Consider the following 22,220-nt stretch of genomic DNA (forward strand, 5'->3'; position numbering starts at 1 on the left):
CGAGGGAGACTGGCATTGGCGACGCGAATTGACCCTTTCAGCTCACAGCATCTTGAAGCTGCGTGCCGCGTGCTCGCCGATACCGAGCACGGCTTGAGCGGCACGCAGATCGAACGCCTGCTGCAAGAAATCGAGATTGCCGACACGTCACCCGGCATGACCAAGTGGAAGCGGTTGTTCAATGCGCTGGCCGGTGCACAGAACCAGCATCAGATCGGCAACCATCTCATCATGTTCATCAACCGTGCGATGAACCCGGTGAACTACGCCCGTGACCCAGCGACGTTCGCCTGGCGGCGCGACGAACTCAATGTCGTCCTTGCCTTCTCCGGTTTCTACGTGCGCGACGACGGCAAGGTCGCGCATGCCGACAAGGCCACGACGCTTGATGCCGCGCGCGCACGAGCTGGACGACTCAAGGCCGCGCTGGAAAGCCGCGTCGTCCACGCGGAAGTGCTGAACTATTGCCGCGCCGAGCTGCTGGATGAAAACTACTTCCATGCCGTGTTCGAGGCAACGAAAGGCGTTGCGGAGCGGATTCGCCTGCTGTCGGGCCTGAACGGCGATGGCGCGGACTTGGTGAATAAGGCATTCGCTGGCCAGCAGCCCGTTCTCGCCTTGGGACCGCTCACCACCGAGTCCGAGAAGAGCGAGCAGAAAGGCTTTGCCAATCTGCTGATCGGCCTGTTCGGCGCCGTGCGCAATCCGCTGGCGCATGCACCCAAGACGAATTGGCCCATGTCCGAACAGGACGCACTGGACATCCTGACGCTGGTATCGCTGATTCACCGCAAGCTGGATGGCACCACGAAACTAGCGGCCGTATCGCCATAAGGGAAAGACAGGAATGGACGAGGCGATCGTTGTCTTCTCTCGAAAAGGGATTTTCCAGACCATGATCGCCGCGCGTGACGTTCGCAGCCGGGAACATGCACGCAAGCTGTGGCCCCTGGTGTCTCCCGGCGCATCACGACAGATGGTGACATGGGTCAGCCCCTCCTTTGAGAGCGGGAAGTTGCGTCGGCGATCCCACTTCCGCGTGCTTCCTGCCCAGCACACCTTTAATCCCAAAGCGCACTTCGACGATGAAGAAGCCAGCCGGTGGCACGCCGTACAGGAAAGCTCCGAACACCGGCAGGCGAAAGAACTGGTCGCGGCCGAACTCTCCCGACGCTTGAATGCGGGGCTTGCGATGCCGTGGGCGTTCAAGGATGCGGATGCGTCGGACTATCCGCTGGAAGGCAACTTGTTGCTCGGCGCCGACCGGGTGGCAACCGAGCATCCCCTGGAGACGCCTTTCGGCAGCAAATTCCGGCTTGACGTTGCCGTGCTCGGGCCGCCGGTCCAGGCCGAGCCGATGGTGCTGGGCGGCGTTGAAATCGAACTTGGCCACGCTTTCGATGGACGCAAGGCGCTGATCGGGAAGTCGCTCGGATTCCCGCTCATCTCCATCGACATCACCGAGATGACGCTGGCCGAACTCACGCCGGAATGGGCACAGCAGGTATTGACCGCAACCACGCGGAGCCACGAGCAAGGGCGCAGGCAGACCTACGTCTATCTCCACGACCTGCTGTATCCCCTCTACGCGCAATTGCCGGCGTTTCTCGACGACGAGCAGCGGCATCAATTTCTTGTGTTTGCGGACGATGAGACCCTGAACAAGTTGGTGCGCTGGATGAACCTGCTCGCCGAAAAGCTGGAGTACCCGAAGGGTGCGGTCGCCGTTGCCCTGGTCAATGGCAAGAACGAACAGTCGCGCAAGATGCTGGAGCGTGCTGGACAGGTCGTTGGCCCCGACTGGAGTGAGTTCAACGGCCAGCGATGCCTACGGCTGACCTTGCCGCGCCCCAAAGGCCCGGCTGATCTCCAAGCCCATCGCTTCCACATGACGATGGCGCGCATCCTGCTGTCGCACACTGATGCGCTCGTTGGCTACAAATACTGCAACGGCGTGGACAACAACCACCCCGAAGAAGACGTGTGGGTAGCACATCGCTGGATCGCCGACCTGAAAACTCATACCCAGCACCGCGTATTGCCGAAGCGGCTGGCCGAACCGATCAACAGGTTGATCGCGGTGGTTTCGGACCTGCATCGCAATCGAGTTGAAACTGGCCAAGAGGCGTGACCGTGACCATCCCGAATGTCGGAATCACCTTGCGGGCAAACACTACAGCGGAGCCAGGCGCCTGTTTGCTAGTTGGACAGATCTCAGTCCGTCGTCGGTTTTGGTGCTCTTTTTCGCGGGGCCGAAGAAGGCAAAGACGGCAAGCACTCGAATAGGCGTTCTGCATAGACGAACCCCATCCGCCTGACTGCGCTCTGATCGAAATACAGTAGCCAAGCGGCCAGTAACGCCAGCGAAATGAGCAGCGTTAGGCCTGCAGCGAGCCCCGGATCAGCAAAATGCACAGGTTCAAAATGTGGAGGCGCAACCTGCAAGATTTTTGCAATCAACAATCCATAAAGGATACCCAAGAGGCACGACAAAATGCCAACGGGTTTCATCGCTAACATATTGCGATGGAATCCGTATGCAATATTCTCTTTGAGTAGGAGCTGCTTGTTGGAACGGGTGAGTTCGCGGAGTCGCTTGGTTGCCCCAATGTAGGTATCGTCCGCCTTGTCCTGATCTGCTGATTCCTCTTCTGCGTTCGGCATGGCAATACCCAGCTTAGCTGTAATCGCGGTGTGATATCGCTGCTTGCTGACGCTATCCAGAAATTTGTCACGATGGCGCAGGGCGATGGTTGTTGGCATTCCGCCCCATTTTTTCACTAGGGACTCTTCCAACTTTTTTCCCCGTCCACGGGCTACGCTTGCGAGCGCATAAATGGCACCGCAGCCACCCAGCAGTCCGATCACGCCTGTAAGTACCGGGTGCTTTGCGCCGTAGACACACAACAAGGGAACGAGCAGCGGCAAAGCTACAAGAAGTCCTGGAATTACGCGCGCCTTGCGCTCGTAGGGGTCTTTGACCAGTTCAAAAATATTCGTCATAGGTGCTTAGCTTTGGGCCGACAAGGCATCAATATAGGGTTGAATTTCATCGCGGTTTTTCAAAGTGATCTGCTGCGCGAGGGGGTCGGGTGCTTCCTTGGTATGCAAGCCCAAACGCCTCAGTGTGTAGTACAGAAACGCTTGGCGGCATGGAAGTTTGACCTGTCCACCCTCCATTCCATAGTCCAACTCCAGGACTCGTTTCTTGGCAGCGGGCAAATCGGGATGCGGTGCAAGCACCAGCGTCAATACAGTTTGCCAATGCGAATCCTGGCTGGAGTCCACTTGGCTCGCCTCGAAGCCATCGATGCGCAGGATTCGGGCGAGGACAAAATCGCTGAAGCGCTGGCGCTTATGGCAAAACGCGCGCATGTGCCAGCGAAAACCGTCGTTGCCCAGAGCGTGCGGCGACAGCAGACGAACCGATTCGTCCAAGGACGTCATGGACTGGTAGCTCACCCAAATGGCTTCCTGCTGCCGAATTGCCCGGACCACTGCTTCGACGGCCTGTTCATTGATCGTGCGCCAAGGGGACGGTGCCCAATCTGCCTCAGGCGCTGAGCCAATAAAGCTGGCCGCTGGTTCGATGACTCCCATCTTGGTGGCCAGCAGCTCAGCTAGATAGTGTTGCGCCGAACTTCGCTGGTAAAGCGGATGAAAACTCGGTGCTGCCGTGTACGTCTTGGAACTGCGGTCATAAATCAGGTTGTTCGGCGCCAACTCCGTGTACTTGGCAATGTCCAGTGAGGCCTGTGGGACCGATATGCCGAAGTGCTCGGTGAGATCCATTCGATTGATACGCCGCTCCCAGCGCAAACGGAAATCGATGAATTGAAGTCTGCTCTCCAACCCCCAACTTAGTCCCTTGGGCTCAGCAGGATCGGCGGCAGTGGCAGGAGGCTCTTGCATTATTTACGCCTAAAAAGTAGACGGATATAAAAAATCGTCGTACATTAACTATACGCGATCATCCTTCGGTCGTCTACCCGGAGACCCCAATGCCTACTACCATCACGTTTTTCCCCGTCGACAACGGGGACATGACTCTCATCAAATTCGGCGACCTCGACGCAACGACGCTGCTGATCGACGTAAACATTCGGCAGGACGCCGACAACCCCGAAAAGGACGTGCGCGACGTTGCCAAGGATCTGCGTGAACGGCTGAAAAAGGATGAGAACGGCAGGCCGTATGTCGATGCCTTCCTGTTGAGCCACCCGGACCAGGATCATTGCCGTGGCCTGACGCGCCATTTCTACCTGGGACCGCTGGACAAGTACCCGGATGACAAGAAGGACGACAAGGACAAGAAAATCGTGATCCGCGAGATGTGGTCGTCCCCGATCGTGTTTCGACGCGCCAGCAAGACGCACACTTTGAGCGACGACGCCAAAGCATTCAACACGGAGGCACGTCGGCGGGTACAACTGAACCGCGACAAGAACTTCGCCGTCGGAAACGGCGACCGCATCCAGATCATGGGCGAGGACATCGACGGAAAAACCGTGATCTCACCTCAATTGTGCGGAAGGTGGACACGCGTTTCTCGACGATCAACGGCAAGAGTTCCGCATTCTTCTCTGCGTTTCTTTTGGCACCCCTGGATGCCCAGGACGACGAAGAAGAGGAAGAGTGCCTGGTCAAGAACCAGTCCAGCGTGATCCTGAACATCACATTGGCCGCTGATGCTCAGACGCCGGATGGCGCAAAGTTCCTTACTGGGGGCGATGCTGAGGTGTTCATCTGGAACCGCCAGTGGCAGCGTCACGAGGCCGAAACCGATGTACTTGAGTACGACATCATGCAGGCACCGCATCACTGTTCCTGGCATTCGCTGTCCTATGACAGTTGGTCCGACTACGGTGAGAAGGCCGAACTCGATGCCGATGCCCGCAAGGCGCTTTCGCAGACCCGTGACGGCGCCGTCATCGTCGCTAGTTGCAAGCCGATTGCAGACGACGACAGTGATCCACCCTGCATCCGCGCAAAGCGTGAGTACGTGGCAATCGTGGACGAAGCAAAGGGCGAGTTCTACTGCACGGGCGAATACCCGAGCGAGAAGTCCGTGGAACCCCTCGTTTTCACCGTCACCGCTCAGGGTGTGCAGCCTCCCTCGAAGAAGGAGTCCGGATCGAAGGCCGCTGCCGTGATCACCTCCGCGCGCACTCCGATGCCGCACGGGGCATCATGACGGGCGCCATCGCAGACGCACTACATCAACTTCAGCGGCATCGGGGCCTGATTCGCGTTGGCGAGCCAAAGGCAAGCGGTGCATCGACGCAAATAGAAGTCGATGTTGCCGTCCAACTGCCAAACAGGTCACGACGTAACGGCGTCTCCGAAACCGGAGTGCGCGCTGTCGAGACATGCGTGCTGGCATTCGGCAGTGATTGGCCCCTGTCTGCGCCCAATCCTTTCTTACGTGCGGACTTCCCGCTCAATTTGCCGCACATCAACCCCCATCGCGAAGGTGAGCTGGTCTCGCCTTGCCTGTTCGAGGGGTCGTTGGACGAGTTACTGCATCGGTTTGGCCTGGACGCCATTGTCGATCAGTTGGTCGATTGGCTCCACAAAGCCGCAGCCGGAACATTGCTGGACTTGGAACAGGGGTGGGAGCCGACGCGCCGAGACAGTTGTCCCTCGACCATTGTATTCAGTGCCGAGAAGGTCGCGGCTGCCGCACCCGCTGACGGCACGATTCTGGTAGTTCCGGCAGGCTACGTGACCATTGATGGCGGGCTATACGCCATCATCAATGCCGAACTGACCGCACAAATCGATGCAGTGTTCTTTCAGGAAGTTCACAACGACAAGTTGGGCAAGTGGGGAAATGGTCGTACTGCGGCCTTCATTGCGCGGGCTCCAATAACCGGCGGCCACCCGTATGTCGTCGGACACTATCAACCGGAGACGGTTGTCGATCTCGCTACGCTGCTTGATCGAGCAGCGGAACTCGGCATTGATCGCGACGCTTTGGCCCAAGGCTTGGATGGTTATTACGGACGCTCGATCCTGGATATGCAGCAGGACTCGCGCGGCTGGGTGCATGGCTTGTACGCGATTGTGATTCTGACTGTACAACGGCCAGCTTCGCTTGTGGGTTCACCAGGGAGAAGTATCGAGGTATTGCCCTATGTGGTGCGCTATGAACTCAATACCCAATCACTCCTAGAGCGAAACGCCACGGTTCACCCGGCCTTTCATGCGCATGCGCTGTCCCCCGAGCTATTGGCAAGAACGTCCGGCATTCCATCAGCAGCCACATCGCAGCCGCTGGTCATACTGGGCTGCGGAAGTGTGGGATCGAAAATCGCGATGCAACTGGGGCGAGCAGGTTTCGGCTCAATGACTTTCGTCGACAACGAATCCATGTCGCCTCACAACGCGGCGCGGCATGCACTCATTGAGCGGGCATCGGTACTGGTTCCACCTCGGAAGTCGGCACTGATGAAGACGGCCTTTGAGGAGCTGTCGCATCTTCAATCGCGCGCGTTCGACACCGACGCCGTGACCCTTCTGGTCGATCCGGCACAGTTCGCCACAGTCGTTCCGCAGGATGCGGCCCTCATCGTGGACGCGACGGCCTCACTTCAGGTGCTGGCCGCAGAAACACAATCAGCAGCACTGAACCAGTCTCCTGCCCGCCTGGTACGGATCGCGATGTATGGTCAGGGCCGCTGTGTCGCGGTTTTGCTCGAAGGGCCTGGTCGCGCCGGCCGCATTGACGACCTTACAGCATTCTTGTTCGAGTGCTGTCGGTTTGTGCCGGAACTGCGGGCATCGATTGCCGGGGATACGTCGGAGCCGACGCGCATTTTTGTGGGCGACAACTGCCGTTCACTGACGATGCCAATGTCTGATGCCGTTGTTTCGCGTTCTTCGTCACTGGCCGGCATGCAACTGGAACGCTGGCTCGTTGGCGGGCTTCCGAAGGAGGCAATGCTTTGCGCCGGGGTCTCGGATGCCGAAGGCCTCGGTATGGCATGGACCCGCGCCAACCTTGGCCCGACCACTGTGCTCGAAGTAGCTGACGATGGTGGCTGGAACATTCGGATTCTGCACCCGGTCGCGCAAGCGATCCATGCTGATGCGCTGCACTGGGGTTCCCTGGAAACAGGCGGAGCCTTGGTCGGCCGCATCTCGTTTGAAAATCGAACCATCACCATTGCGGGCATCGTGGACGCTCCGCCTGACAGCATTCGAGAGGCCGCCCGCTTCGTCCTCGGAACGGATGGACTTGTTCAGAATTTGCGCACGGCAAATGGAGCCTCTTTGGGGTATCTCGCCTTCATCGGAACTTGGCATAGCCTGTCCGCGCGCGTTGAATTTTGACCCCCCGTGTGCACCGAATTCTGACCCCGGGGGTTTAGCCGTTCATCATTGATTGGCTGTATTGAAGTGTAGTCGTATCGACCGAGGGGGAGGAAGCGGCGAAGGGCGTAGCCCGCAGCCGCTTCCTCCCCCTCGGCTCAGAATGGCGCGTCCGGCTCCGCGGTCACATCCAGGGACTCGACGGGCCGCGTCGCCCGGCTCGCCTCGCGCGCCCGGACGCGCGCCTTGGCCGTCTAACTGCTTTGCTGGAAACGGAAGGATTCGTTGCCCGTTTCCACGATGTGGCAGTGGTGCGTGAGACGGTCGAGGAGCGCAGTCGTCATCTTCGCGTCGCCGAACACGGAGGGCCATTCGGCAAAGGTCAGGTTCGTCGTGATGATCACGCTGGTGCGCTCGTAGAGCTTGGAGATCAGGTGGAAGAGCAAGGCGCCGCCGGCCTGGCTGAAGGGCAGATAGCCCAGCTCGTCGAGGATCACGAGGTCGACGTGCATCAGCGCGTGCGCGAGCCGCCCCTGTTTGCCGGCGGCCTTCTCCAGTTCCAGACTGTTGGCGAGCTCGACGGTGGAGAAGAAGCGCACCCGCTTGCCCTGCTCGGTGATCGCCTTCACACCCAAGGCGGTCGCGAGATGCGTCTTGCCGGTCCCGGTTCCGCCGATGAACACGACGTTGGCGGCGGCGTCGGTGAAGGCCGCGGTGGCGAGTTCATCGATCAATTTTGCATCGACTTTCGACTTGTCGAAGTCGAAGCCGGCCAGATCGCGGTGCATGGGGAAACGCGCCGCCCCCATCTGATAGCGGATCGAACGCACATGGCGGTCGGTGACTTCAGCCTCGAGCAGACACTGCATGAGCCAGCCGGCACTCTGGATGCCGACGCCGCCTTCCGCGAGCAATTCCTCGTAACGCTGGGCCATGCCGTGCAACCGCAGCGATTTCAGTTCGGCGACGATCTCACGCATGATCGTTCTCCGCGTGCAGACGGTCGTAGCGGCCGGCGTCGGCAAGCGGTGCCTCGGTCACCGCGAGTGCCGTGTCGAGGGGTGTCGGTGGGGGTGCCTGGCGCAGGCGGGCGAGCACATTCTTGACGTGCTCGGCGCTGGGCGAGCCGGATTCGAGGATCACTTCGACCGCCACCAGCACGTTCTCCAGGCCATGCCGGGGGACGTGCGCCAGAATGTCGGCCATCAGGCGGTCGCCGCCCGGGCGTTTGACGAGCAGCGCCCGCAGTTGCTGCAGCGGCGCCGGCAAGCCCTCGAAGGGTGCTCCGTTGCGCAACGCGCCCGGCTTGCGTTCGAGCAGCGGCAGGTAGTGCTGCCAGTCGTAGATGACCTGGCCACGCTCGAAGCTACGCGCATGGGTGGCGACGAGACCGTCCTCGGCATGGATCTCGATCCGCTCGGGGTACAGCCGCAGGCTCACCTTCTGGTTGGCGAAGGCGCACGGGACCGAGTAGCGATTGCGCTCGTTCGTCACGAGACTGGTACTGGACACCGGTACGATCGCCTCCACGTAGCCATCGAAGCTCGGCACCATCGGCATCAAGGCATCGCGCTCAAGCGTGAGGGCGTCGGCGATGGTGAGGTGCTCGGCGTCCGGGTACGCCAGTTCCGACCACAGCGCCTGGCAGCGCACCTCAAGCCAGGCGTTCAGTTCGGTGAAACTGCCGAAGCGCCGTTGTAGCGCCTCCTGCCACAGGCGCCGCCGGCTGTCCTGCACGTTCTTCTCGACGACCCCTTTCTCCCAGCCGCTGGCAACGTTGCAGAAGTCCGGATCGAACAGGTAGTGCGCCGCCATCGCCGCGAAGCGCGTATTGACGATGCGCCGCTTGCCCACGCCAACCTTGTCGACGGCGGTCTTCATGTTGTCGTAGATGCCACGCCGGGGAATGCCGCCGAACACCCGGAACGCACGCGTGTGCGCATCGAACAGCATCTCATGGCTCTGCGTCGGGTAGGCCGCGAGCATGAAGGCGCGGCTCGCACAGAGCTTCGTATGGGCGAGCAGCACCTTGCGATGGAAGCCGCCGATCACCAGCGATTCCTCGCTCCAGTCAAACTGGAAGGCCTCGCCGAATTCGAATTTGAGCGGGATGAAGCTCGATTTCGCAGGCTTCCCACCGGCCTCGCGCCAGCGTCGCACGTACTCGCTCACCCGCGAGTAGCTGCCCGTGAAGCCCAACTCCTTCAACTGCCGAAACAGCACCAGCGCCGTGCGCCGCTCCCGCTTCGCCCGTCGGGCGTCCGCCTCGAGCCACTGCACGAGCCGCGTCTCGAAGGGCGCCAGTACCGTCTCCCGCGCCGTTCGCCGGTACTTCGGTTCGGCTCCCTCGCCAGCCCTCAGCCATTGCCGCACGGTGTTGCGTGCCAGCCCCGTGCGCCGGCAGATCTCCTTGATCGACAGACCGTCGCGAAAGTGCAACCGCCGAATCTTGCCCAGCATGTTCATGGTGATCATCTCCTCGAACCCTGCTCAAACATCGAGCAGGCAGGTTAATCACCAGGGTCAATTTTCAGCGCGCACAACCCGCGAAAGGGGGTCAATTTTCAATGCGTAGCAACAACTCTCCCCTGACCAGAAAGGATCGCCATGCCGTTCATCACCATAACCACTTGGCCGACTTTGGGCGACCAAAAGAGTCAGGCTTTGATCGAAGCGCTGACGAAGGTCGTCCACGAGATTGCAGGCGTGCCCATGGACAAAATCGTCGTGATCATCAACGAAATCCCCCAGAACCGCTGGGGAGAAGGAGGCGTGCTGGGCTCGAACCCGGATTTCCCGGAGTTGAGTCGGCGCCGTACTGCGACCTGACTGTCCAAAGTCCGCGACCCTTTTACAGAGAGGACCCCTGAAATGAAACACACCTACGCATTTTTCGACGTCGATGGCACCCTGCTGAACATGAAGAGCATGTTCAGCTTCCACGACTATTGGTATCGCCGATGGAATCGCGTGAACGGCCAGGCAGTGTCGGAAGAGTTCGAAGACGTGACGGCCATTCTGCGTGGCCTTGCAGAAAGCGGCGCACTGCGCGAACTTATCAATCGCCGTTACTACGAGTTCTTCGCTGGCCGCTCTGTGGATGCCGTGACCGCCTGCGCGCAGGCTTGGTCTCGTAGTGCGTTGGCCGATCCGAACCTTTTTGTCACCGAAGTAGTGGACGAACTCGATGGCCTGCGCGCAAAGGGTGTCGAGCCGGTGTTTGTCTCCGGCTCATTCAAGGAAATCCTGGTACCTATTGCGGACCATCTTGGTGTGCAAGAAGTGCTCGCCACTAGCCTGCTTCATGCCAACGGCAAATACACCGGGCGCTTCGAAGCACCACAGACGATCGGTGACGGAAAGGCCGTAGCTATCGCGGAATTCCTCGCTCATCGTGCGGCAAGGGCGGACGACTGCTGGGCGTTCGGCGACGATGTTTCTGACGTTCCCATGTTGAGCGCCGTTGGTCATCCTGTGGCCGTCATCGGCGACCGCGCACTCGACTCCGTTGCGCTCAGCCGTGGGTGGCGTCGCCTGCATCTGGCAGCCCCCGAAGACCTGTCACTTGTCCATACGGACCTGTCCGCACTCGTCGGGGAGGCAATATGATCACACGGCGCAAGGCAATGGCAATGATGGCAGCAATCGTGCCTGCACTTGGCGTACCTGCTTTCGGCGCTCCACTGCGCTGGAATCGCGATCGCATCATCGCCAGGGGCCTTTCCTCACCGGTGGGTATGGCGGTCGATCGCGAGGGCCGTCTGCTTGTGGCCAACTGGAGTGCCGGCACAGTGGTAAGCGTTGCCGCCACCGGCGATGTATCGGTGCTCGCTGCCGATCTGAACGGTCCGTCAGGTCTGGCGCTCGGACCGGACGGAGATCTCTACGTCGCCTCCTACAGCGGCGATTTGATCTGGAGGATCAGCCGCTCAGGTCAGAGGGAAGTTTTTGTGCGCGGACTCGGTACACCGGCAGGTCTCTCTTTCGATCTTCGCGGACGCCTGTTGATCGCAAACCGAAGAACCAACCAAATCCTCGCAGCGGATACAAAGGGACGTCTCGCCATCGCAGTGGAAGGGGATCTACAGACGCCGGTGGGTGCCGTCCAACTTGCGGACGGCAGCTACTTCGTGTCGAACATCAACGGAGGTGTTGCCTTTGCTGGCTCCGACGGGCGCACTCGAACGGTTTCAAGGGAATTTGTGCAGCCGGGCCCCGGCATCGCCATTGCGGACGAAGAATCCGTCTACGTGGTCGACTACGGTGGTACCGAGGTCAAGCAAGTGCGCAAAGATGGGAACACGCTAGTCGTCGCCAACGGCCTCAGAAGCCCCGTCGGACTCGTTGTCTCTGCCGACCGTTCAACGGCTGTCGTTGCCGACTGGGGTACGAACACGGCCTACGGATTCCGTGTTGCCACGACTTGAGTAGGTCAGCAGTACACGCCCTCTGTCGAATCGACGAGAAGCCATCGCGATTGCCCATGACGCGCTCTCCGGGCTTTCCGGCGGCGCTTCGAGCGACGACGAAGCCAAGGCGCCGGAAGTTGCACGGTAAAGCAGGAGCGGCATGGTGACAGTGAAAGGCCAAATTATTGCGCCACCATTCGGTCGGTCAAGCAAAGCGATATCGGCAGCGTGTCCGGGCCGAAGTTATTTCCGCACATCTTCAACGGCTGAGCATTCCTGAACTGGAGGGAAGGCCGCCCAAATCGAACAGGGATGGACGGACGCAACATGGAACTACGCCATCTACGCTGCTTTCTCGCGGTCGCTGAGGAACTGCATTTCGCGCGAGCGGCCGAGCGGCTGCACATCGAACAGTCCCCGTTATCGCGTGCCATTAAAGAACTTGAGGAAGATCTTGGCGCGCAACTGTTCGCGCGAACCACTCGCAGCACCCGACTGACTCGCACGGGTCGGTTGTTCCTAGCCCACGTACCGCGGGTCTTCGCAGCCTTGCAGCAGGCACGGGACAGTGTGAAGGCAGCAGCCAACGGTTTTCATGGCCAGCTTCGCATCGCTTTGTCCGACGGCATCACGTCGTCTCGCCTGCCGAGCCTGTTAGCACTGTGCCGGCAAGAAGAACCCGAGGTCGAAATCCGTCTGTTCGAAACTTCCCTGTCACAGCAGATCAAGGGATTGCATGACGACCTATACGACGTCGGGTTCGCACTGTCTGACGAGGTCGGCGATGGCATCCTTGCCGAGCCGGTATGGAGTGATCCGCTGATGGTGGCAGTCCCCGCGCGGCATCCTTTGCTCGCTTACAAACGCATTCCGTTGGACGAATTGCTGCGCTACCCGCTGGTACTGTGCAATCCGCAGATATGCGAAGGCTACGCGCGCCAGGTAGATCGAGTGCTACGCGGTGTGGATCGGGAGCCGATGGTTGCCGAGCAGGTGGCGTCATTCGACCTGATGATGGCGCTGGTGTCGGCGGGGTTCGCCTTGGGGTTGGCCGGTTCGTCGCACATCCTCACCTGCCGCAAATCTGACGTCGTCGCGCGGCCACTGGCAGGAAGATCGCCAATGCTCACAACCTATCTGCTTCGTTTGGACGGAGAACAATCGGAGGCGTTGGCCTGCTTCATCGAAAGAGTACGTTCCATCGGATCTCATGAGAACGAAGAGCCAACGAAGTCCGCGCAATCCGATTCCCCGGAGGAAATCGAACCATGAAGAAGATTGTTCCGTCTCTACTTGTTGCAGTTCTGGTCGCCTGCGGCAAGTCCGAGCCAAGCAGAACGGTCACCACGACCGCCACGCCCGAAACGGTTGAATCGCTCGCAGCCAACCCCAAACGGTTGAAGGCACTGCGTCAGCAGTGCAAGACAGACCGCGCAACGCTCGGCGACGAACTCTGCAACCGGGTGGCCGAAGCCACGAATCGACGGTTTCTCGGTGACGGTAAAACACCCTACTCCCCGCCGAAGGAGCAGCCCAAGTTCTGATTTGGGGGCGACTTGCGACAAGACCGCATTTTTTTGCTCGATACGCCGCAGTGCTCCGTCGTTTGTGGCGGTTTTATTTGTTTCGCCGCTACATGAACTGATGTTTTCTAAAGCATCTTTGTCCCGATAACGGTCTTTGACCGTCCTTGATCCAACACCGAATCTCACGAGGGAGGCACCTTTTCGTGCCACTTGCCGCAGGAGAAATCGGGAGGCCAGGATGCAAGGTCAAGGCGTGCTGTTCGGGCAGATCGTTGCTGTTTTCAGCATCGTGATCGCCGGCGTGTGGGGTGCCACACAATGGACAGCCGCCGCTCTGGGCTACCAGCTACGCCTTGGGTCGCCCTGGTTCGATTTCTTCGGCACGCCGGTCTATCACCCTTGGCGGCTGTTCGAGTGGTGGTTCTTCTTCGATGCCTATGCGCCGCATGTCTTCGACATCGGCGGCGCGATCGCGGGTGGCAGCGGGCTGATCGCTGTCGTCGTCGCCATCGCCATGTCGGTGTGGCGTTCTCGGCAATCGAAGCTGGTTACGACCTACGGTTCGGCGCGCTGGGCCGATGCGGCCGACATTCGCAAAGCTGGCCTCAATCAGTCCGCCGGTGTTTTTCTTGGCCTGCATGACAGGCAATACCTTCGGCACGAAGGCCCCGAGCATGTCCTGACCTTCGCGCCAACGCGCTCCGGCAAAGGCGTCGGCCTGGTGGTGCCCACGCTGCTCTCATGGCCCGCGTCCGCCGTCGTCCACGACATCAAGGGCGAGAACTGGAGCATCACCGCAGGCTGGCGCTCGCGGTTCTCGCACTGCCTGCTGTTCAACCCGACCGATGCAAAGTCCGCAGCCTACAACCCGCTGCTGGAAGTCCGTCGCGGCGCCCACGAAGTGCGCGACGTACAGAACATCGCCGACATCCTGGTCGATCCCGAGGGCGCGCTGGAGCGGCGCAATCATTGGGAAAAGACTTCGCACGCGCTGCTGGTCGGCGCCATCCTGCATGTGCTCTATGCGGGCGAGGACAAGACGCTGCGCGGCGTCGCCAACTTCCTGTCCGACCCGGCGAGTCCCTTCGAGCTGACGCTGCATCGGATGATGACGACGCGCCACCTCGGGGAAACACCGCATCCCGTCGTCGCTTCGGCTGCGCGCGAGGTGTTGAACAAATCGGACAACGAGCGCTCGGGCGTGCTGTCCACGGCCATGTCCTTCCTGGGTCTGTATCGCGACCCCACGGTGGCCGAAGTCACCTCGCGTTGCGACTGGCGCATCGCCGACCTGATTTCGTCTGCGCATCCGGTGTCGCTGTACCTGGTGGTCCCGCCATCCGACATCAGCCGCACCAAACCGCTGGTGCGTCTGATCCTCAACCAGATCGGTCGGCGACTCACCGAATCGCTTGACGGCAGCGACGGCATCGCCCGCCGCCACAAGCTGCTGCTGATGCTCGACGAGTTTCCGGCGCTGGGCCGGCTCGACTTCTTCGAGACGGCGCTGGCGTTCATGGCGGGCTACGGCATCCGCAGCTTCCTGATCGCACAGTCGCTCAACCAGATCGACAAAGCCTACGGCCAGAACCATTCCATCCTCGACAACTGCCATGTCCGGGTGACGTTCGCCACCAACGACGAACGCACGGCCAAGCGCATCTCCGAGACGCTGGGCACCGCCACCGAACTGCGCGCACAGCGCAACTATGCAGGCCATCGGCTGGCGCCGTGGCTGGGGCATCTGATGGTGTCGCGCCAGGAGACCGCACGCCCGCTGCTCACCCCCGGCGAGGTGATGCAGCTTCCACCCGATGAGGCCGTGGTGATGGTGTCCAGTGTGGCGCCGATCAAGGCGAAGAAGCTGCGCTACTTCGCGGACGCCAACTTCAAGCGCCGCGTGCTGCCGCCTCCGGCTCTCGCGGCAGGGCCTTATGCGGATGCGCCGCCGTCGCGGCCCAACGACTGGAACGGACTGGCGATCCCGGCCGTACCCGCCGCGCCTGCAGCCGTGGGCCTGACTGGCAACGACACCGGTACCGGCGATGAAAGCGGCCCGCGCCGTCAGCCAGAACTGTCCGAGGTCGCCGAGTACCACCCCGAGCAGGAGCCCGCGAGCAACGACCTGGCGCTGCTTGATGACGACGACTTGCCGCTGCCGCTTCCCCGTCAGCTCGATCCGGCCATGCAGCGCACGGTCCGGCTGGCATCCCTCGACCCCGACGACGGAATCCAGCTATGAGCCAATACCGCCTCAACCTGTTCATCCCGCCCGAGCACGCCAAGCGCCTGGACGAGCTGGCCACCAAGAAAGGCGTGTCCAAGTCGTCCATCGTCGCGGCGGCACTGGCGTCCTGGCTCTCGCCGGACGCGGGCGACCAGCGCGAGGCGGCCATCGCCAAGCGGCTGGACCGGCTGTCTCGCCAGTTCGAGCGGCTGGAGCGCGACCAGAACATCGAGATGGAAACGCTGGCGCTGTTCATCCGCTACTTCCTGACCGTCAGCACGCCGGTGCCTGAAGCGCATCAGGACGCGGCCCGCGCCCAGGGCAAGGCCCGCTTCGAGCAGTTCGTCGAACAGCTCGGCCGCCACCTGCTGCGCGGACGTAGCCTGGTGCGCGACGTGGTGGAGGAACTTCAACCCGATAGTGCACGGATGGACGACGCGGCTGCGTTGGCCGAAGCGCAGGAGCGAGCCCAGTGAGTGCCGTTCCGCAGTCGCCCATCGCCACGTCGCTGGACCGCCGCATCCGCATGCTGCGCACGGCCATGGGGCCAGTGATCGCCTGCGCGCTGGAAGACCCGGACGTGGTGGAAATTATGCTAAACCCCGACCGGTCGCTGTGGGTAGATCGTCTTTCTTCTGGCCGTGCGCCGTTGGGCGTTGAACTGTCCGACGCGGATGGCGAACGCATCATCCGCCTCGTCGCCGCACACGTCGGCACGGAAGTGCATCGCGGCCAACCACTGCTGACCGCCGAGCTGCCCGAGACGGGGGAACGCTTCGAGGGCATCCTGCCGCCCGCCGCGCCGGGGCCGGCCTTCGCACTGCGCAAGCGCGCCGTGAACATCATCGGCCTGGATCGCTACGTCACCGACGGCATCCTGTCCGCTCTGCAGGCCGAGTTCCTGCGCCGCGCAGTGCGCGAGCGGCAGAACATCCTGATCGCTGGCGGCACCAGCACCGGCAAGACCACGCTGGCGAACGCCTTGCTCGCCGAGATTGCCGCCACCGGCGACCGCGTGCTGGTGCTCGAAGACACCATCGAGCTGCAATGCGCCGCCCGTGACCACGTTCCGCTGCGCACGCGCGCTGGCGTCGTGTCTATGACCGAGCTGGTGCGCGCCACGATGCGGCTGCGGCCCGACCGCGTGGTTGTTGGCGAAGTGCGCGGCGGCGAAGCGCTTGATCTCATCAAGGTCTGGGGCACCGGCCACCCTGGCGGCATCGCCACCATTCACGCCGGCTCCGCGCTCGGCGCGTTGCTGCGGCTGGAGCAGTTGATCCTCGAAGTCGCGGTAAATCCTCCGCGCGCCCTGATCGCCGAGGCGGTGAACGTCGTCGTGTTCATCGTCGGCCGTGGCCGCAAGCGCCGCATCGAAACCATTGCCCGCGTCGCCGGTTTCGACGGCACGGGCTACCGCTTGGCGGACATGCTGGAAACGCCGTTTCCAGAGCTGCTGCCGTTTTCTTCCATCGTTCCTTCCCCGTCCCCCAACCACTCTGGAGAACTGCCATGACGCACGCCCATGCTTTCCGCTTTTCTGTAAATCCGGTCTCCCACCTTGCACGCCTGCGGCGCCTGGCAGAGCCGGCGCATAACGGCCTGCTGTTGGCCGCTGCGATGCTGATGACCGCAGGCACTGCGAAGGCGGCCGGCTCCTCGATGCCCTGGGAAGGGCCGCTGCAATCCATCCTCGACTCCATCCAGGGGCCGGTCGCACGCATCATCGCCGTCATCATCATCATTTCGACGGGCCTGGCGCTGGCCTTTGGCGACACGTCGGGCGGCTTTCGCAAGCTGATCCAGATCGTGTTCGGTCTGTCCATCGCGTTTGCCGCATCCTCGTTCTTCCTGTCGTTCTTCAGCTTCTCCGGCGGGGCCGTCGTATGAGCACGGCCAACGATCTGCCGGGCTTCGAGATACCGCTGCATCGGTCGCTGACCGAACCGATCCTGCTGGGCGGTGCGCCGCGCACCGTGGCGATCGCCAACGGCACGCTGGCCGCCGCTGTGGGTCTGGGCCTGCAACTGTGGATTCCAGGACTGGTGCTCTGGATCATCGGCCATTCGCTGGCGATGTGGGGTGCGCGCGTCGATCCTCAGTTTATGCAGGTGTTTGCCATGCACCTGAAGCACAAACCGCTGCTGGACGTGTGAGAGCCATGCCATGCTGAACCTCACCGAATACCGCCAGAGCCCGGCCTTGCTTGCCGACTGGCTGCCTTGGGCTGGGTTGGTCGCGCCGGGTGTGGTGCTCAACAAGGACGGCAGCTTCCAGCGCACGGCGCGCTTTCGCGGGCCGGACCTGGACAGCGCAACGCAGGGCGAGTTGATCGCCACCACGGCGCGGCTGAACAACGCGCTGCGCCGGCTTGGCTCCGGCTGGGCGCTGTTCATCGAAGCCGAACGCCGGCCTGCCGCTGACTATCCGCACTCGGATTTCCCGGAACCGCTGTCCTGGCTGGTGGACGAGGAGCGACGTGCGACCTTCGAGGAGTCTGGCAGCCACTTCGAGAGCATCTATCACCTCACGCTGCAGTATCTGCCGGCGGAAGAATCGCGTGCTCGCGCGGCCAAGCTGCTCTACGAAAACACCCCCACACAGGGCGTGGACTGGCACGAACGCCTGTCGGCCTTCGTCGCGGAAACCGACCGCATCTATGACCTGCTCGACGGCGTGATGCCGGAGATCGTCTGGCTGGGCGACAGCCAGACGCTGACCTACCTGCACGCGACGGTCTCGACGCGGCGCTATCGGATCGGTGTGCCGGAAGTGCCGTTCCATCTCGATGCGCTGCTGGCCGATGCGCCGCTGATCGGAGGCCTCGCGCCCATGCTGGGCGACCAGCACCTGCGCGTCGTGACCGTGCGTGGCTTCCCGACTTCGACCTGGCCGGGAATTCTGGATGACCTCAACCGGCTGGGCTTCGCCTACCGCTGGAGCACGCGATTCCTCTGCATGGACAAGGCCGAGGCCGAGAAGGAACTGGGTCGCTTGCGCCGGCAGTGGTTCGCCAAGCGCAAGAACGTCCTCGCGCTACTGCGCGAAACCATCTTCCAACAGGAAAGCCCGCTGGTCGATACCGATGCCAGCAACAAGTCTGCCGACGCAGACGCGGCCTTCCAGGAGCTGGGCAGCGATCAGGTCGCCTTCGGCTACGTCACCGCGACCGTGACCGTACTGGATGTCGACCCCAACGCGGCCGACGAAAAGCTGCGTAGGGTGGAGCGAGTCATCCAGGGCCGTGGCTTCGTGACCATCCCGGAGACGCTAAACGCCGTGGAGGCCTGGCTGTCGTCGGTGCCGGGCAATGCCTACGCCAATGTCCGCCAGCCCATCGTCTCGACGCTGAATCTCGCGCACCTGATGCCGGTGTCGGCGGTGTGGGCCGGGCCGGAGAAGAACGACCACCTCGACGGCCCGCCGCTGATCGTCACGCGCACCGAGGGTGCGACGCCGTTCCGGCTGGTGACGCACATCGGTGACGTGGGGCACACGCTGGTGGCAGGCCCGACCGGCATGGGCAAGTCGGTTCTGCTCGCCACGCTGGCAATGCAGTTCCGCCGTTATCACGGCTCACGCATCTTCGCCTTCGACATGGGGCGTTCGATGCGCGCCACCATTCTCGGCCTGGGCGGCGAGCACTACGACCTGGGCGCCGATGGTGCGATCGCGTTTCAGCCGCTCGCCCGCATCGACCGGGAGAGCTATCGCACCTGGGCCGCCGAGTGGGTTGAAGGCCGCCTGCGGCATGAAGGCATTGCAATCGGCCCCGATGAGAAGGTGGCCATCTGGTCGGCGCTCGGAAGTCTCGCGGGTGCGCCTGTGGAGCAGCGCACGCTCACCGGCTTGTCGGTGCTGCTGCAATCCAACGTGCTGCGCCAGGCGCTCGTACCCTACGTGCTCGGCGGCGCCCACGGCAAGCTGCTCGACGCCGACAGCGACCGGCTGGGCGTGGGCGACGTTCAGGGCTTCGAAATGGAGGAACTGATGCACAGCAAGGCCGCCGTATTGGCCGTGCTGGGCTATCTGTTCGCGCGCTTCGACGAGCGTTTCGACGGCGCGCCGACGCTGCTGATCCTCGACGAAGCCTGGCTGTTCCTCGACGACCCGGTGTTTGCGGCGCGCATTCGCCAATGGCTCAAGACCCTGCGCAAGAAAAACGTCAGCGTCATCTTCGCCACGCAGTCGCTGGCTGACATCAAGGATTCGACCATTGCGCCCGCGATCATCGAGAGCTGCGCCAACCGCATCTTCCTGCCCAACCCGCAGGCGACCGAGCCACAGATACGCACGATCTACGAGGGCTTCGGGCTGAACGCCCGGCAGATCGAGATCGTCGCCACCGCCCAGCCCAAGCGCGACTACTACTACCAATCGCGTCTGGGCAACCGTCTGTTCGATCTTGACCTGGGGCCGGTCACGCTCGCCTTCGCAGGTGCTTCGACACCCCAAGACCAGCGTGCGATCGACGGTGTGCTGCGCGATGCCGGAACACCGGGCTTCGCAGGAGCCTGGCTGCGCCATCGCGGCCTCGATTGGGCGGCCGACCTGTTGCCGTCCGCTCCATCGGCCGCGTCCTTCCTTGCTTCCCAACCTCTGGAGGTTTCACCATGAGAAAACGTCTTCTTGCCATTGCTGTTGCTGTCTTGATTGGCGCCGTACCCGTCGCACACGCGCAATGGGTCGTCATCGACCCCACGAATCTGGCACAGAACATCCTGACTGCCGCGCACACGCTGGAGCAGATCAACAACCAGATCAGGCAGCTACAGAACGAAGCGCAGTCCTTGATGAACGAGGCTCGCAACCTCGCGAGCCTGCCGTTCAACGTGGTCAATCGCCTGCGGGCCAATCTGGATACAACCCGGCAACTGATCTCCCAGGCGCGTGGGCTGGCCTTCGACATTCAGAACATGGACCAGCAATTCGCGCAACTCTACCCGGAGCAGTACGCCGCCTCCGTGAGCGGCAACCAGATGTTCCAGGATGCGCATCAGCGCTGGCAGAACACGCTTCAAGGCTTGCAGACCGCCATGCGCATGCAGGCGCAGGTGTCGCAGAACCTGAACCAGGATGAGGGCGTGTTGGCCGATCTGGTCGATCAGAGCCAATCGGCCACCGGCGCCTTGCAGGCCATGCAGGCCACCAACCAGCTCCTGGCCCTGCAAGCCAAGCAGTCCATCCAGACCCAGCAGCTCCAGCTCACGCAAGGTCGTGCGGCCTCGCTGGAACTGGCGCGGCAAGCCGCCGCCGTCGAACGCGGACGTGAGGTGACGCGCCGCTTCATCGGTAACGGCACGGCGTACACGCCGCAGTCCGTGAACTTCTACGGCAATTGACGGATGCGGCCATGAACGACGTTTCCGTCATCGACCGCTTCCTCAACGTCTTCTCCACGTACATCGATTCGGGGTTCGGTCTGTTGCACGGTGAAGTCGCGTTCCTGACTGCAACGCTGGTAGCCATCGACATGACCCTGGCCGGACTCTACTGGGCGCTGGGTCATGCCACCGGCCAGGGCGAAGACGTGATGGCAAAGCTCCTGCGCAAGGTGCTCTACGTCGGCGCCTTCGCCTACATCATCGGCAACTTCAACTGGCTGTCCGGCATCGTGTTCCGGTCCTTCGCCGGCCTTGGCCTGACGGCTTCCGGTTCGACGTTGACCATGGCGACCTTCCTGCAGCCGGGGCGCCTCGCCAAGACCGGTATCGACGCGGCTGCGCCCATCCTGCAGCAGATCAGCGAGATGGCTGGCTTCCCGGAGGTGTTCATCAACATCGCACCCATCGCTGTGATGTTCCTCGCCTGGCTGATCGTCATCATCAGCTTCTTCGTGCTGGCGGTGCAGCTCTTCGTCACGCTGATCGAGTTCAAACTGACCACGCTCGCCGGATTCGTCCTGGTGCCGTTCGCACTATGGAACAAGACCGCGTTCCTCGCTGAAAAGGTGCTCGGCAACGTGGTGTCCTCGGGCATCAAGGTGCTGGTGCTGGCCGTGATCGTGGGCATCGGCACCGGGCTGTTCGCCGAGTTTCAGATCGCGCCCAATGAGCCATCCATCGACCACGCACTGGTGGTGATGCTGGCCTCGCTCGCCATGCTGGCACTCGGCATCTTCGGCCCCGGCATTGCCACCGGCCTGGTGTCTGGTTCGCCGCAGCTTGGCGCGGGTGCGATGGCTGGTGCCGCGATGGGCGCAGCCGGTACGGCCATCGCGGTCGGTGCGGCTGCGACTGGCGTGGGTAGCGCAGTGGTAGCTGGGGCGCGCATGGCACCCGCCGCCGCCAAGATGGCTGGCAATGGTGCGCGTGCCGCGGCCTCGACCGCAGGCAGCGCGCGATCGGCCTATCAAGCCGGTTCAGCAGCAACGGGCGGTGGCTCCAAGGGCGCGGCTGCCGGCGTGGGCAACGTCGCCAAGACCGGTGCGCAGGCCGTCGGCCAAAAGGCCGCCGCCGGGATGCGCTCGCTCAAGGAGCGCGCGGCATCCGCCTTCCGTTCTGACGAGGCAGGGCCGGCATCTGGAGGCGCCGCCGCATCAGGTCAATCCGCTGCCAGCGAAGCCAATTCCGGCGCTGCTGACCCGCAGCAACAGGCGCAACCCGCCTGGGCTAAGCGCCTGCACCGCCGCCAGCAGATCAGCCATGCCGCCACGACTGCTGCCCACACGCTGCGCGGAGGCGACGGCGGTGGTTCGAGTAGCGGCCCGAGTTTGCACAGTTCCGACGATTGAAGCGATTCATAAGG

General features: G+C 62.2%; 21 protein-coding genes. 17 read left to right on the top strand and 4 right to left on the bottom strand.

From position 1 onward, the window contains the following. Nucleotides 1-15 precede the first annotated feature (15 nt). Together CDA09_RS15055 and CDA09_RS15060 are read left to right on the top strand one after the other, a co-directional pair. Nucleotides 16-834 carry a TIGR02391 family protein gene (locus CDA09_RS15055; protein WP_121429395.1) on the top strand — a complete coding sequence of 273 codons (819 nt, stop codon included), beginning with the start codon at nt 16-18 and terminating at the stop codon, nt 832-834. A gap of 13 nt (nt 835-847) precedes the next feature. Continuing rightward, nucleotides 848-2,131 (top strand): hypothetical protein, encoded by a 1,284-nt coding sequence (locus CDA09_RS15060; RefSeq protein WP_121429396.1) that lies wholly within the window; start codon nt 848-850, stop codon nt 2,129-2,131. A gap of 83 nt (nt 2,132-2,214) precedes the next feature. Here the strand turns inward: CDA09_RS15060 and CDA09_RS15065 are convergent, their stop codons facing one another. Then, nucleotides 2,215-3,003: a hypothetical protein gene (locus CDA09_RS15065; RefSeq protein WP_121429397.1), complete on the bottom strand. Its 789-nt coding sequence runs from the start codon at nt 3,001-3,003 to the stop codon at nt 2,215-2,217. A 6-nt stretch (nt 3,004-3,009) separates the two neighbouring features. Beyond that, the gene (locus CDA09_RS15070; RefSeq protein WP_286164158.1) at nt 3,010-3,792 is read right to left on the bottom strand and encodes a WYL domain-containing transcriptional regulator; all 783 of its coding nucleotides are present in this window, start codon (nt 3,790-3,792) and stop codon (nt 3,010-3,012) included. Nucleotides 3,793-4,534: 742 nt separating this feature from the next. On the opposite strand from CDA09_RS15070, the gene CDA09_RS23685 reads away from it, so the two are divergent. Then, complete coding sequence (locus CDA09_RS23685) at nt 4,535-5,194, top strand: hypothetical protein (protein ID WP_502697095.1); 660 nt, start codon at nt 4,535-4,537, stop codon at nt 5,192-5,194. After that, nucleotides 5,191-7,335 carry an anti-phage 6A-MBL system cap2_3 protein gene (gene cap2-3 / locus CDA09_RS15080; protein ID WP_286164161.1) on the top strand — a complete coding sequence of 715 codons (2,145 nt, stop codon included), beginning with the start codon at nt 5,191-5,193 and terminating at the stop codon, nt 7,333-7,335. Before CDA09_RS23685 ends, cap2-3 begins: the two co-directional genes overlap by 4 nt. 233 nt (nt 7,336-7,568) lie before the next feature. On the opposite strand, the gene istB is transcribed toward cap2-3, so the two are convergent. Both istB and istA read right to left on the bottom strand, forming a co-directional pair. Continuing rightward, nucleotides 7,569-8,297, bottom strand: a complete 729-nt coding sequence (gene istB / locus CDA09_RS15085) for an IS21-like element helper ATPase IstB (RefSeq protein WP_353616648.1) — start codon at nt 8,295-8,297, stop codon at nt 7,569-7,571. After that, nucleotides 8,287-9,780, bottom strand: coding sequence for an IS21 family transposase (gene istA / locus CDA09_RS15090; RefSeq protein ID WP_121429400.1), 1,494 nt, complete (start codon nt 9,778-9,780; stop codon nt 8,287-8,289). The genes istB and istA overlap by 11 nt, the downstream gene beginning before the upstream one ends. A 141-nt stretch (nt 9,781-9,921) precedes the next feature. Here istA and CDA09_RS15095 point away from each other — a divergent pair, with 141 nt between their 5' ends. The 13 genes from CDA09_RS15095 to trbL all read left to right on the top strand — a co-directional run bounded on the left by CDA09_RS15095 (nt 9,922) and on the right by trbL (nt 22,206). After that, the gene (locus CDA09_RS15095; RefSeq protein ID WP_121429401.1) at nt 9,922-10,143 is read left to right on the top strand and encodes a tautomerase family protein; all 222 of its coding nucleotides are present in this window, start codon (nt 9,922-9,924) and stop codon (nt 10,141-10,143) included. A 42-nt stretch (nt 10,144-10,185) separates the two neighbouring features. Then, nucleotides 10,186-10,923 carry an HAD family hydrolase gene (locus CDA09_RS15100; protein ID WP_121429402.1) on the top strand — a complete coding sequence of 246 codons (738 nt, stop codon included), beginning with the start codon at nt 10,186-10,188 and terminating at the stop codon, nt 10,921-10,923. A gap of 23 nt (nt 10,924-10,946) precedes the next feature. Then, a complete protein-coding gene (locus CDA09_RS15105) occupies nt 10,947-11,741 on the top strand; it encodes an NHL repeat-containing protein (RefSeq protein WP_121429403.1) in 795 nt (264 codons plus the stop codon). 294 nt (nt 11,742-12,035) lie between these two features. Beyond that, nucleotides 12,036-12,995, top strand: a complete 960-nt coding sequence (locus tag CDA09_RS15110; RefSeq protein ID WP_502697069.1) for a LysR family transcriptional regulator — start codon at nt 12,036-12,038, stop codon at nt 12,993-12,995. After that, on the top strand, nt 12,992-13,267 hold the full coding sequence (locus CDA09_RS15115; protein ID WP_121429404.1) for an EexN family lipoprotein: 276 nt from the start codon (nt 12,992-12,994) through the stop codon (nt 13,265-13,267). The genes CDA09_RS15110 and CDA09_RS15115 overlap by 4 nt, the downstream gene beginning before the upstream one ends. A 235-nt stretch (nt 13,268-13,502) precedes the next feature. Continuing rightward, nucleotides 13,503-15,491, top strand: coding sequence for a conjugal transfer protein TraG (locus CDA09_RS15120; RefSeq protein ID WP_502697070.1), 1,989 nt, complete (start codon nt 13,503-13,505; stop codon nt 15,489-15,491). Next, nucleotides 15,488-15,952: a CopG family transcriptional regulator gene (locus tag CDA09_RS15125; protein WP_121429406.1), complete on the top strand. Its 465-nt coding sequence runs from the start codon at nt 15,488-15,490 to the stop codon at nt 15,950-15,952. Before CDA09_RS15120 ends, CDA09_RS15125 begins: the two co-directional genes overlap by 4 nt. Beyond that, complete coding sequence (gene trbB / locus CDA09_RS15130; RefSeq protein ID WP_121429407.1) at nt 15,949-16,989, top strand: P-type conjugative transfer ATPase TrbB; 1,041 nt, start codon at nt 15,949-15,951, stop codon at nt 16,987-16,989. Before CDA09_RS15125 ends, trbB begins: the two co-directional genes overlap by 4 nt. Continuing rightward, entirely contained in the window at nt 16,986-17,363 is a 378-nt protein-coding gene (locus CDA09_RS15135) for a TrbC/VirB2 family type IV secretion system protein (RefSeq protein ID WP_121429408.1), read from the top strand. The genes trbB and CDA09_RS15135 overlap by 4 nt, the downstream gene beginning before the upstream one ends. Beyond that, entirely contained in the window at nt 17,360-17,629 is a 270-nt protein-coding gene (locus CDA09_RS15140) for a VirB3 family type IV secretion system protein (RefSeq protein WP_121429409.1), read from the top strand. The genes CDA09_RS15135 and CDA09_RS15140 overlap by 4 nt, the downstream gene beginning before the upstream one ends. A gap of 10 nt (nt 17,630-17,639) precedes the next feature. Next, nucleotides 17,640-20,090: a conjugal transfer protein TrbE gene (gene trbE, locus CDA09_RS15145; protein WP_121429410.1), complete on the top strand. Its 2,451-nt coding sequence runs from the start codon at nt 17,640-17,642 to the stop codon at nt 20,088-20,090. After that, a complete protein-coding gene (gene trbJ / locus CDA09_RS15150; protein ID WP_121429411.1) occupies nt 20,087-20,815 on the top strand; it encodes a P-type conjugative transfer protein TrbJ in 729 nt (242 codons plus the stop codon). The genes trbE and trbJ overlap by 4 nt, the downstream gene beginning before the upstream one ends. A gap of 11 nt (nt 20,816-20,826) precedes the next feature. After that, on the top strand, nt 20,827-22,206 hold the full coding sequence (gene trbL / locus CDA09_RS15155) for a P-type conjugative transfer protein TrbL (RefSeq protein WP_121429412.1): 1,380 nt from the start codon (nt 20,827-20,829) through the stop codon (nt 22,204-22,206). Nucleotides 22,207-22,220 lie beyond the last annotated feature (14 nt).

This window comes from Azoarcus sp. DN11, from assembly GCF_003628555.1.
Lineage (GTDB): Bacteria > Pseudomonadota > Gammaproteobacteria > Burkholderiales > Rhodocyclaceae > Aromatoleum.